Source organism: Paenibacillus sp. FSL H3-0329, assembly GCF_037963285.1.
GTDB lineage: Bacteria > Bacillota > Bacilli > Paenibacillales > Paenibacillaceae > Paenibacillus_AQ > Paenibacillus_AQ odorifer.
Genome location: NZ_CP150150.1, coordinates 49,191 through 64,772, shown reverse-complemented (window position 1 = coordinate 64,772; position 15,582 = coordinate 49,191). Strand labels below are relative to the sequence as shown.

Here is a 15,582-nt window from a genome sequence, read left to right as displayed (position 1 = left end):
TGATTTGATTATACAGTAAAGAGCAAAGCAAGGCAACAGAGTAAAAGCCTCTTTTAGCCAGTATTATTGCTCTGATTGCTCTGTTCGAATAGGAGTTTCCCCTTGAGGATAGATATTGTACCATTTACGCGCTAATTGGCCAATATACTCATCATCATTAAGTCTGGACACTTCATATTTCAGTTGATTCAAAGATGACGTGACACTCTCGCTAGTCTTTTGTTTCTTGGCGAGTTGCTCGCCCTTGTCCGCAATAACTGCACTTTGATTGAAGTAAGTATAACCCGCCCAGCCAAAAAATACTGCCACAAAGAGAATCCACATGAATCTTCTTCTCTTCGCGCCTGCGGCCGAATTTTTGCTAGGATTACTTTTCTCTTCCGCAGTGAATCTGTTCATGCAGCGTACCCCCTAATTCAAAGGTCAGCGTTTCCGCCATTTGGTAATCCATCCAGTGATCTTCACGATCCAGGCGCTATGCTTAAGCCGTGATAACCATGGAGAAATCCACCTTACAGGTAATACCCAAATTGGCTTCGTTAGACGCAGCAGAAGCTTAAGGATGAATAATAGAATACGACCTAGCAGCACTAGCAACCCTATAATAAGGCGCCAAAGCCAGCGAAGAGGTTTACCTATCATAATCTCCATAAGTCTCCATAGCAATCTGCACATATACTGAACCGATTGAATTAACATTAACACAAAACGCCGCACCGTAACACTGAAGATCAAAAAATAGATCCATATTCCTAGAAATAAACCTAAAAAGACATAAAATCGCAATTGCCCCTGATTTCCGGCATAGAGCATTCTAAAAACAAACAAAGCAGCACAAAGCCAATACAGCAGGTCAAGCATGGCATTCAGCCATTTGGGAAAATTGAACTTGAGCGACAGCACCCGGTAGCTGTCATAGGCCAGTCCCATTGTCACCCCGGCCAATATCATGTAGAACAGCGTCAGCCACTGAACTGCAGGATTCATTTAAATAGCTTACCGAGTAGACCTTTATTTTTGCCCTGCGATCCGGGATCTAGATAAATCAGGGAATGTACATTGCCCTCCAAGGACAACAGTCCATTCTCCAGACTTAAATTTTTGATATGTAAATGATTCCCGCGAATGGTGAGATGGCCGAGTTCTGTACGAAGCAAAAATTCCTCGCTATCAAAGCTCTCCACATTTTGCACGCCCGTCAACTCTAGCTGTTTACGACTGCGCATGTGCAGATCATGCTGTTTATTTACCTTTCCTGGCTCGATCATAGCATGTACCCCTCCTTCTTACCTCTAATCTATGGCAGTAGAAGAAGTTATAGAACATTCCAATCCACTAAAATAAGAGAGACAAAAAGAAAAAAAGAAGGTGCAACTTTACATATTGTAGAGTTGCACCTTCTTTTTTACTATTCATTATGTTACTCCTACCAGTCCAATCCGCTGCTTTTGGCAACAGGCTCTTCCCGAAGTAGAGTATACATACCAGCGGCTTCGTCCTTGCGCGTCGTTTCGACTAGCTTTTCGACTTTGACCGTTACAAGCTTTTGTCCAAATTGCACAGTAATCTCGTCACCGATCTTAACTGCACTACTTGGTTTAGATTCCCGCCCGTTAATCAGCACCCGGCCTTGTTCGGACACATCCTTGGCCACTGTCCGGCGCTTGATTAATCGGGACACTTTCAGGAATTTGTCAAGACGCATTAGTTAACGGCTTCTTTAAGCTTGTTACCAGCTTTGAATGCCGGTACAGTTGATTCTGGAATTTCAATCGTTGTGCCCGTTTGCGGGTTGCGACCAGTACGTCCTGCACGTTTGCGAGTTTCGAATGTACCGAAACCGATCAGTTGGACTTTATCGCCTTTTGCCAAAGCTTCTGTGATCTCACCCAAGAATCCGTTCAATACTGCTTCTACATCTTTTTTTGCCAATCCGTTTTTCTCGGAAATGTTGTTTACCAAATCTGTCTTGTTCATAATTTAAAGTTCCTCCTAGGATACGAAAAAATAAATGAAACGAGATTCACCGCCATATTATGGGGCAAGTCGTCATTTCGTCTTTATGATATTCTTGATGTCATCTTAAAATCCTGCCACGAATCGTCGTTTTTTAAAAAAAGAAACAGTTATTTCTCAGAAATCGTCGCAGAATCTATTCTATAGCACTATTAAACTACTCGCCATAATCTAAATCAGAGATGAATGCTACTTTCACAGCATTGCCTCATCTTAAGGTCCGTATACCGTACATAGTCTGAGAAAATCACTATACTTTTCGTTCCTCAGTCTTTGCCTCCTGCCACAACTCTTCCATCTCTTCCAAGCTGCTATCCTCTACACTCACACCCTTGGCTCGCAGACTTTGCTCGATATACTGAAACCGACGCACAAATTTGCGGTTGGTCCGGGTTAAAGCTTCTTCCGGATCTGCACCAATAAATCGGGCAACATTGGTAACAGCAAATAATAGATCGCCCAGCTCCAGGATTTGATCCTCCGCGGCTGCGTCAGTATCGATGGCTTCTTGCAGCTCTTCTATTTCTTCACGAACCTTAGCTAAGCAATCCGTAGCGTTGTCCCAATCAAAGCCCACCTTGGATGCTTTTTTCTGAAGCTTGTACGCCTTCATAAGAGCAGGCAAATCACGCGGAACTCCACTGAGTACGGATAGTTCCTCGGGCTTTACGCCTTTCCGCCGCTTCTCCTCTGCCTTCATGCCCTCCCAATTGATCAGAGCTTCTTCAGCGTCATTCGCATTCTTGTCACCAAATACATGAGGATGGCGGAAGATAAGCTTATCATTCAGTCCTTCTATGACGTCAAATACGTTAAACGTGCCAAGCTCCTCTTCCATTTGGGAGTGCAGCATGATCTGCAGCAAAAGATCGCCCAGCTCCTCTTTCATATGGTCTGGGTCATCCTCATCAATCGTCTCAAGCACTTCATAGGTTTCTTCGATTAGATTTTTACGTAAAGATTCATGAGTCTGCTCCCGATCCCACGGACAACCGTCCGGACTGCGCAAAATATCGACAATCTCATGCAAGCGAGCGAAAGTACGACTTCTTAGCTTCTCATCACGATTCGCAGGTACATAGACCAGAGACAAATTGCCATAACCCTCAAGCCGGTCCAATTCGTATAGAGGAACAGTCACAATGCTTTCTTCGTTCTCCACGCCAAGGGCATGACCCACCACCACTTCATATTCCGGCGGATATAGCTCCATCAGACATAACTTTGTCTCCGAAGCTGTAAAGCTGTCATAAACCTGGCCAATCAGAGTATGCAATTCAGGTTGAAGCTGAGCGCTGCGAATGCCTGAAGCATCTAATAACTGGAACCCTTCAATAGGGTCAAACCCCAGTCGTACAAACGCCTCGTCCAGAAAACTCTCCCCGCCTAATATTTGCAGTTCTATTCCTTCTTCCGGGCAACGCTGACGCAGCTGTGAAACAGCTGACTCTGCAACCATGGGATGCCCCGGAACCGCATAGACAATATCTGTACCGTCTGCGGCAGAGCGAGCCTCTTCAATCAATTTTGAAGTAATTGCCGCATAGACCTCAGGAAACGAAGATAATGTTTCATACAGTCCATCAAAGGATTGCGTGGCGATTTCAAGCTCGGTGAGAGCAGCCATGACTGGATGCTCTTGGGTACGAACGTATACAACGGATGCTGCCTTCAGTTTTTTTATAATTCCTAGTGTCAGGCGATCGGGATTACCTGACCCGAGACCAACAACTGTTAATGTTGCACTCATATGTGTTCCTCCTTTTAAGCGAGTTAATTATGGAAATAACCACAGCTTTTTGAACTTGTCCGCCAGAGACGGGCCGATGCCCGGAAGCTGGCGAAGTTCGCTTTCGCTGAGCAGCCGCAGCACCACCGCGCCTACGGCAAAGATAACGCAGCCTGCGAGCACCCCAAGCAGGCTCTGCGCCAAGCTGGCGGTGCGTCCGCCGCCGATGCCAGCGGCCGTAGCCGCGGCGCCAGTGCCCCAGCTGGCAGCTGCGGCGGCAAGAGCCAGGCCCGCTGTGAGCAGCGCGGGCCGTGCCAGGGCATCTGCGAGGCGAAGCCGCAGATGGCCCTGGCGGTACAGCAGCAGCACGTTAAGCGCTGCTGCGAACGAATGCGCAGCCACGCCAGCGATGGCCGCGCCGGTAATGCCCTGCTGCGGAACCAGCAGCAGGTTCAGGGCCGCCTTGAGCAGCGCGGCGGCCAAAAGGTGCAGGGCCGGGGCGCGCACGTAGCCGAGGCCCTGCAGGAGCGCAGCAGAGATGATGCTGACTGTACCGCCAACAGCGGTAAAAGCCAGCCAAGTCATTGTGCTGCTGCCAGCGGTATCCCCGTAAAGAGCCATATTAATCGGCTCAGCAAGCACTGCAAGGCCCGCTGAGGCCGCTAGACCTAACAGCCAGAACCAACGCAGCGACAAGCTGCAGCGGGTCTCAATCAGCTTCATATCTCCCTTGTACTTCGCTTCCGCCAAAGCGGGAATGAACACAACAGACAGTGAGGTGGCAATCATCGTTATAATCTGCACAAGCGGCAAACCCCGATTGTACACACCAAACTGGGCCATCGCAGCTACTTCACTTCCGTCAGACGACAGCAGTCGAGGCACAGTGAATACATCTACAAGACCGATAAGAGGCATAGCCAGTGCACCTAGCATTACGGGAATTCCATAAGCCAGCAGTGTACCTGCTTTAATGCCCATGAACCCTTGCTTGGAACCTAGTCCATGTCCTGCATCCAGCGCTCTTACACGCTGACTTTCGACAGCAGCAGCTACTTCAGCAGCAGCTTCCTGTTTTACCCTCCGGCGGTGACGTCTCAAGTACAGCAGCATAATTACAAGCCCTGCGGCTCCCCCTCCGGCAGAACCAAGCAGCGCGCCAGCAGCGATGCTCTCAGCTCCTGCTCCCTGCGAAGTGAGATATAAAAGAAGAACAATCATCACTGTAACCCGTACAGACTGCTCTACAATCTGTGACACGGCAGTAGGAACCATATTATGCAGCCCCTGAAAATACCCGCGTATGGCCGACATGACAGGGACAACTGCCAAACCCCAGGCGCTTGTCCGCAAGGCAGGCGTTACATGTGAGTTACCTACCCATTCGGCAATGATGGGTGCACCTGCATAGGTGATGGCGCCGATAATCAAGCCGCTGATGCCTGTAATTAGCGCGGATAATAGTAGAATCCGCCGGCCTTCTTCATCGCGTCTCCCAGCCGAAGCTTCGGCGACAAATTTGGAGATCGCCGCAGGCAGACCTAGCATAGCTACCGTTAACAGCATTGTATACAAGGGATACACTGTGTTGTATATACCAAATACAGCATCTCCGCCTAGATTTTGCAGCGGAATTTTTTGGAGTGTGCCAATAAGCTTTGAGATAATGGCCGCGGCACTGAGGATAAATGCGCCTTGTAGCAATCGTGATGTTTGTGTATTGGATTTCATATAATACCTGCTTCTACAACTTTGATGGGATGAATTTCTATATTATAACTTATGTATGCCCACAAGTAGAAACGGTTTGTGTAAACAACAAAACCCCGTTTGCCCTTTGTATATCTTACCAAAAGGAAACCGGGGTCTAAATTAAGATTACTGCTCCATTTGTTTGCCCAGGAAAGCGGCAGCCGTTTCGGCCATTTTTATTTCCATTTGCGCCATCTTCGCCGAATCATCCTTGCTCACCATCACTACACAACCAATAGGATCTCCACCGGAAATGATCGGTGAGGCTACATATGAGGACACCAAATCCGGATGATCTTTAGCGATTTCATAACTGCCTTCATTGGTTTCTAACACAGTCTTACGGCTGTCCATGACTTTCTCCAACAGCACTCCCACCTGTTTCTCCAAATAATCTTTTTTGGAGCCGCCTGCAAGGGCAATGAAGGTGTCACGATCAGCAATCATCGTAATGTGCCCAGTACCTTCGAACAATGACTCCGCGTACTCTTTTGCAAAGTCACCCAACTCACCAATCGGAGAATATTTCTTGAGAATGACTTCACCGTCCCGATCGACGAATATTTCCAGTGGGTCTCCTTCTCTAATACGAAGAGTACGTCTAATTTCTTTGGGAATAACCACGCGTCCGAGGTCATCAATACGGCGAACAATTCCAGTAGCTTTCATTTCACATGTGCCCCGCTTTCTTAAGAAGTATGGTCTTACTACTGTCCATTATGGGAAAGGATAATCCCAGTGATTTATCGTAATATCTGACCATAGTATTCATCTCTTCCCAGATCCTTATACATAAGCTGACATGTATTAATATCTGCATCAAGATAAAGGTAGTTCTACAACCGTTTCTGCGAAATAAAAAGCCATCTTCACTTTAAGTGAAGATGGCTTTTCTAAGGTAAGCTTGTCCATATTTACCGATGTTTATTCAGCGGCATCTGTAGCACTTGGGGATGCGCTTGGAGCTGTAGTGGCTTCTGTTCCACTATTTGTTCCGGTTTCATCTGCGGCAGCAGAGCTTTTTGGCAGATTGATGTTCTCAATAATGCCTTCCAGATCCTTTTCCATGAACGTTTCTAGGTTCTTGGATACAATTGAGCTCTTAATGCCTTCTTTTTGCTCATCCGTTAACTGGTCGAAAGTCTTGTCTGTACGGGACTCCACCTTGATGATGTGGTAACCGTAAGAAGTTTCTACAGGATCACTGATGGTATTTAGAGGCAAGGTCTGTGCAGCCTTCTTAAATTCATCCACATAAGTGCCTACAGCTTTATCTTTATATTCTCCGCCTGCCTCTTTAGAGCCAGTATCGTCAGAATATTCCTTAGCGATGGCTGCGAAATCAGCACCGCCATCCAGCTTCGCCTTAACTTCTTTCGCTATTTTAAGCGCTTCTTCGCTGGTACGCTCTTTGTTGTCTGCATCTGTCAGACCAATTAGCACATGACGCAGTGTGGCAACCGTAAAGTCACCTTTAGTCGCTTCGAATTCTTTGACAACTTGATCATCAGTCACTTTAAGCAGCATATCCTGATAAACTGACAGCACACGCTCCATATAAGTACGAATATCTTTCTCTGTAACGTCAGCATCTTTCAGTGTCTTCTTATAGGTATCGCCCAATTGTTCCTTAATGCTTGCAATTTGAGTATCGGCTTCTTTCTCCGCTTGCTTTTTCGCTTCATCCGTTGCTTGGGAAGCCAAATATTCAAAGCCCACTTCTTGCTTCAGAATGGACTCCTTAAACGCATCAATCTCTAAATATTGCGCTTGTTGTGGAGATAGGAATTTCATGATTTTTTGATCCATTGCAAATTCCTTTTGTGTAATCGTTCCACCTTTATAAGTGGCTACAGCTTGATTATCATCAGCACTATTTCCACATGCTGCTAGCATAGAAAAGGAAACTGCCGCTGCCAATGAAACGAGCAGCACTTTCCATGATTTTGTTTTATTTAACGACATTGTGTAGTTCTCCCTTCGATTTAAAAGACTGTTTAGCTTCCTTAAGAAACTGTTCAAGCAAGTCAAGCAGCTGTTTATCACTTAAATCTTTCGATTTGACCCGGATACTGGCTTTCGCATCCCTATCAAATTGTACACGTCTTTCGAAGCTATTTCCAACTTTGGCGAGTTTCGCTGTGTCTAAAGCGCCGAGACTTCCCTCATAGAAATTCAAGGTAACATCATCTCCGCGTCTAATCATGGAATCAATGCCATACATTTTTCCATACACTTTCAAACGAGCGACCGATAGTAGATTCACCACGGCTTCAGGTAACTCACCGAACCGATCCAAAAGCTCATCTTCAAGCTCGGAAGCATCATCGAAGGAGGTTACTGCCGCCACTTTTTTATAAATTTCAATTTTTTGGATACTGTCGTAAATATACTCTGACGGCAGATACGCGTCAATCGACAAATCAATGACTGTATTGCCTTCTTTCAGGGATGTATCTTCCTCCCCAAGCACAGTAACCTTACGCTTACGAATTTCCTCCGCCAGCATTTGTGAGTACAGATCAAACCCCACGGATGCGATAAAGCCATGCTGCTCTGCACCCAGCAAGTTACCCGCACCGCGAATAGACAGATCTCGCATCGCTATTTTGAAACCAGAGCCTAGCTCCGTAAATTCCTTAATAGACTGCAGACGTTTCTCTGCAACCTCTGTCAGAACCTTGTCCCGTTGATACGTGAAATAAGCGTAAGCGATCCGATTGGACCGGCCTACACGTCCACGCAGCTGATAGAGCTGAGACAAGCCCATTTTATCCGCATCATGCACAATAAGTGTATTAACGTTCGGAATATCTACGCCCGTCTCAATAATACTTGTGCTGACGAGCACATCGTATTCTCCGTCAAGGAAATCGAGAATGGTCTTCTCCAGCTCAGATTCCGACATTTGACCATGTCCGATGCCAACTCTAGCCTCAGGAACAAGCATAGAGATTTGAGCAGCCATTTCTTGAATGCCCTGCACACGATTATAGAGATAATAGACTTGACCACCGCGGGCTAATTCCCGCTCTACAGCTTCCCGCGTAAGGGTCTGGCTATGCTCCACTACATACGTCTGTACAGGGAATCTGTTCTCTGGCGGGGTCTCAATGACAGACAGATCCCGCACTCCGAGCATCGACATATGTAGCGTACGAGGAATTGGAGTTGCAGTCAGCGTAAGAACGTCTACATTCGTTTTCAGCTTTTTCAGCTTTTCTTTATGAGTTACGCCGAAACGCTGTTCTTCATCCACAATTAATAGCCCCAGATCCTTGAATACAAGGTCCTGAGATAACAGACGATGTGTACCGATAACTACGTCGACAGTTCCTGCCCTAACGCCTTTAATCGTCTCGTTCTGCTCTTTACGGCTGCGGAAACGACTTAAGACCTGAATATTAAGCGGGTAATTAGCGAAACGTTCGCGGAAGGTCTCATAATGCTGTTGAGCCAAAATCGTTGTCGGGACTAGCACCGCCACCTGTTTACCTTCAATCGCTGATTTAAAAGCCGCCCGAATAGCCACTTCAGTCTTACCATATCCAACATCACCGCAAAGCAATCGGTCCATTGGCCGGTTTTGTTCCATATCCTTCTTAATCTCTTCGATAGCCCGAAGCTGATCTCGGGTCTCTTCGTAAGGGAACATTTCTTCAAATTCATGCTGTTCCTGTGTATCCTTTTCAAAACCATATCCTGCGGCACTTTGGCGCTCAGCATATAGCTTTATCAAATCATCAGCAATATTCTGAACGGAGGAACGAACCTTATTGGTCACTCGTGTCCATTCATTGCCGCCTAGCTTATATACTTTCGGCTCTTTATCTTCGGAACCGACATATTTCTGAATCAGGTCAATCTGCTCAATCGGAACCGAGAGCTTATCGCCGCCAGCATACAGAATATGCATGTAATCACGGTGAATACCGCTGACCTCAAGCGTGCCGATTCCCATATATTTTCCGATACCATGGTTCTGGTGGACGACATAATCACCGATTTTCAGCTCTGTGTAACTCTTGATCCGTTCAGCATTATCTATTCCTTTGGAAATCTTCCGTGCCTTCCGCTGCTTCTGAGAGAACATTTCCCCCTCAGTTATAACTGCTAGATGAATAGAGGGCAGCTCAAAACCAGAACCCAGATTTCCTTGTACAATCATCGGCTCGTTAATGCCGTAATCATAAAGAACTCTGCGCACTCGTTCAATCCGTTCCTCACTGCTCGCAAGCATCATTACCTTAACACCGGACTTCTGCCAACGCTCCATCTCCGATTTCAGCACATTCATCTGGCCATGGAAATCCTGCATTCCACGACTGATAAATCCAAGAATGTTCTGAGGCTGAATATGCGGAACCTGACGTAAAAAGATTGACATAAACAGACTTTGGAACGGGCGCTGATACATAACAACATCCGTATCGACAGAGAGATCTAGATCCGGTAAAGATTTGCCGTTTTGCAGCAAATGCAGGTTCCATTCCGATTCATCTCTTTCAAGCTGTCTCGCCGTTTCGAGCAGTCTTGTCGGCTCATCTAGAATAAGAATGGTATCCTGGGCCATGTAATCAAATAAATGAGAGCGTTCAGGATATAAAAGACTGATATATTTATAGATCTCCGGGAAATAAGTACCTTCCCGCAGCATTTCCAGCTCACGGCCAATTTCTTCCCGCAACCTGAGCTTCGCCTGGCGATCCGCCATCTTCTCCAACTGTCGCTCCATCATAGCTGAGGCTTCAGCAGAAGCAGATTCCTGGCGCAATCTACTAGCTATAATCTCTTTAGCCGGTGTAATCTTCACACTACGTACCTTATCAATAGAACGCTGATCCACTGGATCAAAAGTTCTTATGGAATCAACCTCATCGTCAAATAACTCAACCCGATAAGCCAAAGGAGATGTCATTGGATAAAAATCAATTATTCCACCCCGTACGCTCAGTTCACCACGATTTTCAACCCGCTCTACTCTTTCATAGCCCATTTCAATCATGGACATCAAAAATTCATCCAGAGCAAGCGTTCCATCTTGGGAAACGGTGACTTGTGCCTCTGCCATAACCTCTGGGGCTGGCAGCAATCTACGCACTCCTGAGTAAGGAACTACAACAATACCACGGAAGCCCTGAGCACATTTGGTCAGCACATCTATACGCTGAGCCAGTGTCTCTGGGCTTGATACAGCCGCTTCTGCAGCCACTAGTTCATTGGCGGGATAGAGCAGAACCCGGTCAGGAGAAAGCGCTTCCTGCAAATCATCGGCCATCTTCTGGGCCGAAAACATATTATGAGTCACTACAAGTAAGGGACGAGTTGTCTCTTCATGTAATGCTGCAAGCATAATCTGTCTAGCAGAACCTGTAAGCCCCGAAATGAGCTGCTCTTTCATACCTGCAGCAACACCATGGGTGATAGACTGGAAATCGGGATCCTTGGAAAAAGCTTCTATAAGACCTTGTAACAACAGGCGCACCTCTCTTACTAAACAGGCTAACGGTGGCGTAGCCACCGTCACCTATTATGATTGGAATCGAAAAGAAGCCTCAGCTGTAACGCCAAGGCTTGCGGATGACGATAGAGACAGGCGCTTCCACCTTACTGAAGCGGACTTGTCAGCAGGCTAAGCTCCGGATTGTTCTCTAAAGCCTCCTTGCAATAGTCGCAAGTAACCTTTACCGTGATTTCACCTTCTGAATTATACGCTATTATATCTCTGCGCTCCGCAGGGGTCAAGGAATGAAGGCCCAACTGCATTTCTGTAACATCACTTCTATTAATACTGCCTAGAGATGTCTTACAGTGCCTACAAACATAGTTTATTGCCATCTATATGCCTCCTGAAGGTACTATATACCTTCAGTATGTCCGGGCAGCTTCATCTTTAGCCTTAAAAACAACAGGGTTTACAGATTAACCATTGAACTTAGCCATCGTCTGCTCGAATGAATGCTGTAAGCTGTATTCCAGTGCATCACAAGTATTAAGGATCATTTGCTTAAGCGGATCGCTTTCCTTCTTAGGAAAAGTAGAAAGTACATAATCGACAATAGCAAAACCTGGCTCAGGACGAGAAATACCCATTCGTACCCGATTGAAATTCTGTGTTCCTACATGCTGGATGATGGATTTAATTCCATTATGTCCACCAGCGCTTCCTTGATAACGCAAACGGATTTTTCCGATTTCTGTATCCAAATCATCATAAACGACGATCATATCTTCAAGTTGAACTTTGTAATAATCCATATAAGCGCGAACGGCCTCACCGGACAAGTTCATAAAGGTCATGGGCTTAATCAATACGGTTTTGACGCCACCAATGACCCCTTCACCGATGACGGATTTACATTTGCTCTGGTTGAAGGCAATTCCGTTCTGGGCGGCAAGCTCATCCAAAGCCATAAAGCCAACATTATGCCTTGTTTTCGCGTACTGTGTTCCGGGATTTCCCAATCCGACAATCCATTTCATTATCGAACCTTTCCTTTCCATTCGGGCTCTCCGGCAAGAGGAGTCCGTTTTTGGTACAATAGATCTAATCTACATATCTCTGTGCAACCAGAGCGAAATTATACTCCGAAGACAGGTGATAACCCATGCCGCACAAAGGCGAATTATTGACACATCAACGCCATTTTCAGTACCACATCCAATATGCTGTACCCGTGGAAATATATAAGGGCGACGTGCATATTGATATCGGTGTATTAACAGCGGTAGACGAAGCTTTCGTGGAGCTACAAGGGACACTCTATAACCGCAGTTTATTCACCTTTGTCTCCCGCCCCGGATATTGAATCCAGTAGTTCTACCTGTAGCACGCCGATAAGGGTTACATCTCCGAGAACGGAGGTGTAACCCTTTTGTACTATTCATTCGTTATATTTATTCAATCTCGAACAATTTACTAATCGACAACTCTTCATGAACGCGGATAATTGCCTCACCCATAAGTGGAGCCACGGACAACACCTTGAGCTTAGAGGTTGGATTCGCGCTGCGAATTGGAATGGTATCCGTCACGATAATTTCTTTGATTGGAGAATTCTCCAGACGCTCGTGTGCAGGACCAGACAATACTGGGTGTGTACAGCATGCGTATACTTCCTTCACGCCGCCTTCCATCAAAGCATTAGCACCAAGTACGATAGTTCCAGCGGTATCGATGATATCATCAATCAGGATGGCTGTTTTGCCTTCGATATTACCGATGATGTTCATAACTTCGCTGACGTTAGGTTCTGGACGACGCTTGTCTATAATAGCCAGCGGAGCGTTTAGGAAATCAGCAAGCTTTCTTGCACGTACTACACCGCCATGATCCGGCGATACGACAACTGGGTTCTCGATTTGTTTGGAACGGAAATACTGAGCCAGAATCGGTACACCAAGCAAATGATCCACTGGAATATCGAAGAATCCTTGAATCTGCATGGCATGAAGATCCATCGTAATTACACGGTGAGCGCCAGCCTTTTCAATTAGATTGGCTACCAGCTTAGCGGTAATGGGGTCACGGGAACGGGCTTTACGATCTTGACGGGCATATCCGTAGTAAGGGATAACCACGTTGATGCTTTTTGCAGAGGCACGTTTAAGCGCATCTACCATAACCAAAAGCTCCATCAGGTTATCATTTACAGGGCCACAAGTGGATTGAACAATATAAACATGACATCCCCGAACGCTTTCTGACAGCTTGACCTGAATTTCTCCATCGCTGAAACTTGTGGTGTGTGATTCACCCATCGGAATCCCGATGTAATCAGCAATTTGACTAGCTAGCTTAGGATTGGAGTTACAGGTGAAAATCTTTAACTTGGAATCACAATAAGTCATAAAATATAAACCCTCCGTGACGGAATTTAGCTTTCCAAAGGCGCCGGCGCGGAAATATAAGTCCGTCCGGCGCTTCTTAGCAACACTTTACGATGGACTCGAGTGGTCTTTCTTCGCTTTAGCACGGGAACGGATCTTCTCTGCATATCCCGGTTTGTTCTCTTGTCTTACTCTAGCTACAGCCAGATCGTTCTCGGAAACGGAACGTGTAATTGTCGAACCTGCTACAACAAAAGCCCCTTTGCCCACAGTGACTGGAGCAATAAGATTAACATTACTGCCAATAAAGGCATCGTCTGCGATTGTTGTCTTGAATTTATTATACCCGTCGTAGTTAACGGTAATCGCACCGCACCCGACGTTTACATTCTTACCTACAGATGCGTCGCCGACATAACTAAGATGTGACACTTTTGAACCGTCACCAATAGTAGCATTCTTGATCTCGACGAAATCTCCAACCTTAACTTCTTCTCCAAGCACAGAGCCTGGACGCAAATAGGCAAAAGGCCCAACGGTTGTCCGTGCGCCGACTTGAGCTTGATTCAATACGGACTGCTTAATCGTCGCATCATCCATAATCTGACAGTCTTCGATTTCACTAGCCGGTCCGATCACACAATTGTCCCCGATTACAGTCTTCCCTTTCAGGATGGTTCCTGGATAAAGCGTTGTATCTGATCCGATAACTACATCTGCTCCGATATAAGTGGAGGCTGGATCAATGATGGTTACACCACCGAGCATGTGTTTACGATTAATACGTTGACGCATAAAGGCTTCCGCTTCAGACAAAGCTAAACGATCATTAACGCCGATAGACTCAGCTGCGTCATGGGTCTGATATCCTAGTACGGTATCCCCTTGTGAACGAAGAATCCCAATCACATCAGTCAAATAATACTCCTGCTGGTTATTACTGTTCGTTACCTTTTCGAGTGCAGCAAATAATTTAGCATTATCAAAACAATAAGTGCCTGTATTGATTTCCTGAACCGCATCTTCTTCAGTAGTGCAATCCTTCTGCTCTACAATCTTCAGAACGCCGCCATCTTCACCACGAATAATTCTTCCGTAGCCTGTAGGCTTTTCCATAACTGCTGTCAATACGGTTGCAGCCGCATTACGCTGTTCATGAAGCGCCATGAGTCCTTCCAGGGTCTCCGTGGTTACGAGTGGTGTGTCTCCACAAATAACTATAGTTGTTCCTTCTTCGCCAGCAAGTAAATCCTTTGCTTGTTTGACAGCATGGCCAGTGCCGAGCTGAGTTTCCTGCAGCACGTATTCCGCTCCATCACCTACATAGGCCTTAACTTTCTCTGCGCCATGCCCAACAACAACAACGGTGCGCTGGCATCCGGTCGCTTTTACTGTATCAAGCACGTGCCCTACCATCGGCTTACCGCAAACGGGGTGCAGCACCTTATATAATTTAGATTTCATTCGCTTGCCTTGACCTGCGGCAAGTACTACAGCCATTCTTTTCAAGAATGCCAACCTCCTACTCTTGAACTCACTACTGAATATATCTCATTCCGGGCAAAAAGAAAAGAGAACCATGAAGTCATGGTTCTCTTTTCTATAAACCCCAAGTTAGAAAAGCATTTATCGCTGCCTTTCGAAGATGTCGTCAAATCCTTCACCAGCAATAGCTTTTCTTGCAAGATCAGGCTGCTAATTCATGAAGTGTATGTCGGTGTGATCTTATCAAAAACGGCGGATCCTACGCCACCCAAAAGGTAGCAGTCTTCCGAGGAAGCCTAAGCTCCCTCTTCAATAACTTCTTCTTCTTCCGTAGCGGCGCGATCGTACTCGGCCAGAACCGCGGATTGAATCTTCTCGCGTGTTCCCGAAGAGATCGGGTGCGCGATATCGCGGAATTCGCCGTCCGGTGTACGCTTGCTGGGCATTGCAACAAACATCCCATTATTGCCATCGATGACGCGAATGTCATGAACAACAAACTCGTTATCGATGGTAATGGATGCGATTGCTTTCATTCTCCCCTCAGAGTTAACGCGGCGGAGTCTGACATCCGTAATTTGCATGTGTGTGTTCACCACCTTTTTCCATCAGAGACTTGGTGTATAATTCCACACAGCAAAGCGAATTCCTTCTTTTTCATTCCATAAAATACCTAAAAAAGAAATATATTTTTTGGGATATGTTGTTTTCGACATACATCGAGTAGTTTTCTTAATATTCCTTACGTTTTCGACAATTTCCACGCTTTT

Annotated in this window: 16 protein-coding genes; 1 reads left to right on the top strand and 15 read right to left on the bottom strand. The window is 46.1% G+C overall.

The window, feature by feature from the left end:
• Positions 1 to 63: 63 nt before the first annotated feature.
• From NSQ66_RS00305 to pth, 12 genes are all read right to left on the bottom strand, one after another.
• The gene (locus NSQ66_RS00305) at positions 64 to 399 is read right to left on the bottom strand and encodes a septum formation initiator family protein (protein WP_036678769.1); all 336 of its coding nucleotides are present in this window, start codon (positions 397 to 399) and stop codon (positions 64 to 66) included.
• Between the two features lie 24 nt (positions 400 to 423).
• A complete protein-coding gene (gene yabQ / locus NSQ66_RS00300; protein ID WP_036678771.1) occupies positions 424 to 987 on the bottom strand; it encodes a spore cortex biosynthesis protein YabQ in 564 nt (187 codons plus the stop codon).
• Entirely contained in the window at positions 984 to 1,268 is a 285-nt protein-coding gene (gene yabP / locus NSQ66_RS00295) for a sporulation protein YabP (RefSeq protein WP_036678773.1), read from the bottom strand. The genes yabQ and yabP overlap by 4 nt, the downstream gene beginning before the upstream one ends.
• Before the next feature lie 158 nt (positions 1,269 to 1,426).
• On the bottom strand, positions 1,427 to 1,705 hold the full coding sequence (locus tag NSQ66_RS00290; RefSeq protein ID WP_036678775.1) for an RNA-binding S4 domain-containing protein: 279 nt from the start codon (positions 1,703 to 1,705) through the stop codon (positions 1,427 to 1,429).
• Positions 1,705 to 1,977: an HU family DNA-binding protein gene (locus NSQ66_RS00285; protein WP_036678778.1), complete on the bottom strand. Its 273-nt coding sequence runs from the start codon at positions 1,975 to 1,977 to the stop codon at positions 1,705 to 1,707. Before NSQ66_RS00285 ends, NSQ66_RS00290 begins: the two co-directional genes overlap by 1 nt.
• A gap of 289 nt (positions 1,978 to 2,266) precedes the next feature.
• Complete coding sequence (gene mazG / locus NSQ66_RS00280; RefSeq protein WP_076099916.1) at positions 2,267 to 3,766, bottom strand: nucleoside triphosphate pyrophosphohydrolase; 1,500 nt, start codon at positions 3,764 to 3,766, stop codon at positions 2,267 to 2,269.
• A 27-nt stretch (positions 3,767 to 3,793) separates the two neighbouring features.
• Complete coding sequence (locus NSQ66_RS00275; RefSeq protein WP_339279513.1) at positions 3,794 to 5,476, bottom strand: polysaccharide biosynthesis protein; 1,683 nt, start codon at positions 5,474 to 5,476, stop codon at positions 3,794 to 3,796.
• A gap of 147 nt (positions 5,477 to 5,623) precedes the next feature.
• On the bottom strand, positions 5,624 to 6,166 hold the full coding sequence (gene spoVT, locus NSQ66_RS00270) for a stage V sporulation protein T (RefSeq protein ID WP_036678783.1): 543 nt from the start codon (positions 6,164 to 6,166) through the stop codon (positions 5,624 to 5,626).
• A 255-nt stretch (positions 6,167 to 6,421) separates the two neighbouring features.
• Complete coding sequence (locus NSQ66_RS00265) at positions 6,422 to 7,462, bottom strand: peptidylprolyl isomerase (protein ID WP_076142188.1); 1,041 nt, start codon at positions 7,460 to 7,462, stop codon at positions 6,422 to 6,424.
• Positions 7,449 to 10,973 carry a transcription-repair coupling factor gene (gene mfd, locus NSQ66_RS00260; protein ID WP_038568019.1) on the bottom strand — a complete coding sequence of 1,175 codons (3,525 nt, stop codon included), beginning with the start codon at positions 10,971 to 10,973 and terminating at the stop codon, positions 7,449 to 7,451. Before mfd ends, NSQ66_RS00265 begins: the two co-directional genes overlap by 14 nt.
• A gap of 131 nt (positions 10,974 to 11,104) precedes the next feature.
• The gene (locus NSQ66_RS00255) at positions 11,105 to 11,335 is read right to left on the bottom strand and encodes an anti-sigma-F factor Fin family protein (RefSeq protein WP_036678789.1); all 231 of its coding nucleotides are present in this window, start codon (positions 11,333 to 11,335) and stop codon (positions 11,105 to 11,107) included.
• Between the two features lie 84 nt (positions 11,336 to 11,419).
• Positions 11,420 to 11,980 (bottom strand): aminoacyl-tRNA hydrolase, encoded by a 561-nt coding sequence (gene pth / locus NSQ66_RS00250; protein ID WP_036678864.1) that lies wholly within the window; start codon positions 11,978 to 11,980, stop codon positions 11,420 to 11,422.
• A 125-nt stretch (positions 11,981 to 12,105) separates the two neighbouring features.
• Here pth and NSQ66_RS00245 point away from each other — a divergent pair, with 125 nt between their 5' ends.
• Positions 12,106 to 12,306 carry a hypothetical protein gene (locus tag NSQ66_RS00245; protein ID WP_036678792.1) on the top strand — a complete coding sequence of 67 codons (201 nt, stop codon included), beginning with the start codon at positions 12,106 to 12,108 and terminating at the stop codon, positions 12,304 to 12,306.
• A gap of 88 nt (positions 12,307 to 12,394) precedes the next feature.
• On the opposite strand, the gene NSQ66_RS00240 is transcribed toward NSQ66_RS00245, so the two are convergent.
• The 3 genes from NSQ66_RS00240 to spoVG all read right to left on the bottom strand — a co-directional run bounded on the left by NSQ66_RS00240 (position 12,395) and on the right by spoVG (position 15,396).
• Entirely contained in the window at positions 12,395 to 13,348 is a 954-nt protein-coding gene (locus NSQ66_RS00240) for a ribose-phosphate diphosphokinase (protein WP_036678796.1), read from the bottom strand.
• A gap of 87 nt (positions 13,349 to 13,435) precedes the next feature.
• Positions 13,436 to 14,836, bottom strand: coding sequence for a bifunctional UDP-N-acetylglucosamine diphosphorylase/glucosamine-1-phosphate N-acetyltransferase GlmU (gene glmU / locus NSQ66_RS00235; RefSeq protein WP_036678799.1), 1,401 nt, complete (start codon positions 14,834 to 14,836; stop codon positions 13,436 to 13,438).
• Positions 14,837 to 15,108: 272 nt separating this feature from the next.
• Positions 15,109 to 15,396, bottom strand: a complete 288-nt coding sequence (gene spoVG / locus NSQ66_RS00230) for a septation regulator SpoVG (RefSeq protein ID WP_020425826.1) — start codon at positions 15,394 to 15,396, stop codon at positions 15,109 to 15,111.
• Positions 15,397 to 15,582: the final 186 nt, after the last annotated feature.